This window comes from Vibrio sp. 10N.261.52.A1 (assembly GCF_002876325.1).
Classification (GTDB): Bacteria; Pseudomonadota; Gammaproteobacteria; order Enterobacterales; family Vibrionaceae; genus Vibrio; species Vibrio chagasii.
In genome coordinates this window covers 1-1,529 of sequence record NZ_MCYD01001160.1, presented here as the reverse complement: position 1 = coordinate 1,529, position 1,529 = coordinate 1, and the positions used below count along the sequence as shown (strand labels likewise).

Genomic DNA, 1,529 nt, shown 5'->3' with positions numbered 1-1,529 from the left:
ATTTACTTAGGTAATAAAATGCCCACATTTGATTGTGGGCTTTGGGTTTTATTTTGCAATTTATCTCGATTAGGCTTTTACAGTTTTATAATCACTAGAAGAAGTTAACGGTTTGAAGAATAGCTTGGTTTCTTCGATAACAACGTGGCGCAGCAAGATAAGCCCGATTAGGTTCGGAATTGCCATTAGGCCGTTCACGATATCAGCCATTATCCAGATCATGTCGAGCTTTAAGAATGCACCAGAAGCCACCAACGCAATGAAGATGATCTTGTAAGGCAAGACTGCTTTGGTGCCTAGCAAGAACACAACACAGCGCTCACCGTAGTAGTTCCAACCTAAAATTGTTGTAAACGCAAAGAAGATTAAGCCAACAGAAACCAACATAGGACCAAGGGTATCTGCATTCAGACCTACAGCGAATGCGTGAGTGGTCATCGCAGCACCTGAAAGATCAGTCTGCCAAGCACCCGTCAAGATAAGCGCCAAGCCTGTCATCGTACAGATGATTATGGTGTCAAAGAAGGTACCTGTCATAGAGACCAGCCCTTGTTTCACACATGAGTCTGTTTTAGCCGCTGCTGCAGCCATTGGTGCACTACCTAGGCCAGATTCGTTCGAGAACACACCACGAGCAATACCCGATTGAATAGCAAGCATGATGCTCGCGCCAAAGAAACCACCGGTTGCTGCTGTGTTGGTAAACGCAGAAGTAACAACAAGGGTAATGGCATTCAGTAGTTGGTCTGCATTTGAAACCAGAACGCTCAAACACGCAACGATGTACATAACCGCCATGGTCGGAACCACTTTTCCTGCCACCTTAGCGATAGATTGGATACCACCAAGCGTTACCACTGCCACCAAGATTGTTAAAACGATTGCCGACATTTCACGTGGAGCGCCAAATGAGATTTCAGTTGCGTCCAAGATAGCATTGACTTGTGGGAAGGTACCGATACCGAAGCAAGCAACGCCGAGTGCGAAGACAGCGAACATTACTGCTAAAATTCTTGAGCCGACACCGTATTGCAAGTAGTACATTGGGCCGCCAACCATTTCGCCATTGCTATCGGTTCTACGGTATTTAACGGCAAGTAGACATTCTGCGTATTTGGTCGCCATGCCAAATACAGCGGCAAGCCACATCCAGAATAGGGCACCAGGGCCACCAATCTTGATTGCGGTCGCTACACCAACGATGTTACCAGTACCAATGGTCGCTGAAAGCGCGGTACATAAAGCGGCAAAACTTGATACGTCACCCGTACCGGATTTGTCTTTGCTGAATACCATTTTTAGCGCGGTTGGGAGGTGTCTAAACTGGAGTAAGCCTAAGCGAAAAGTAAAGTAGATACCTGTACCCACTAACAGAATAAGCAGTGGTGGTCCCCAAACGAATTGGTTGATGGTTTGTAGTGTAGCTTGTAGGTGGTTCATAGATTCCCCTTAATAAATTAAAAAATTTAAGGAGAAGAGGGAAGGCAGTGCAGATCACAGGGATCGGTAGCACTACTTAATACATACGG

At 46.0% G+C, this 1,529-nt stretch carries 1 protein-coding gene; it reads right to left on the bottom strand.

What is annotated here, in order from left to right:
• Positions 1–69 precede the first annotated feature (69 nt).
• Positions 70–1,440, bottom strand: coding sequence for a sodium:alanine symporter family protein (locus BCT81_RS24855; RefSeq protein WP_102426192.1), 1,371 nt, complete (start codon positions 1,438–1,440; stop codon positions 70–72).
• Between the last annotated feature and the right edge of the window lie 89 nt (positions 1,441–1,529).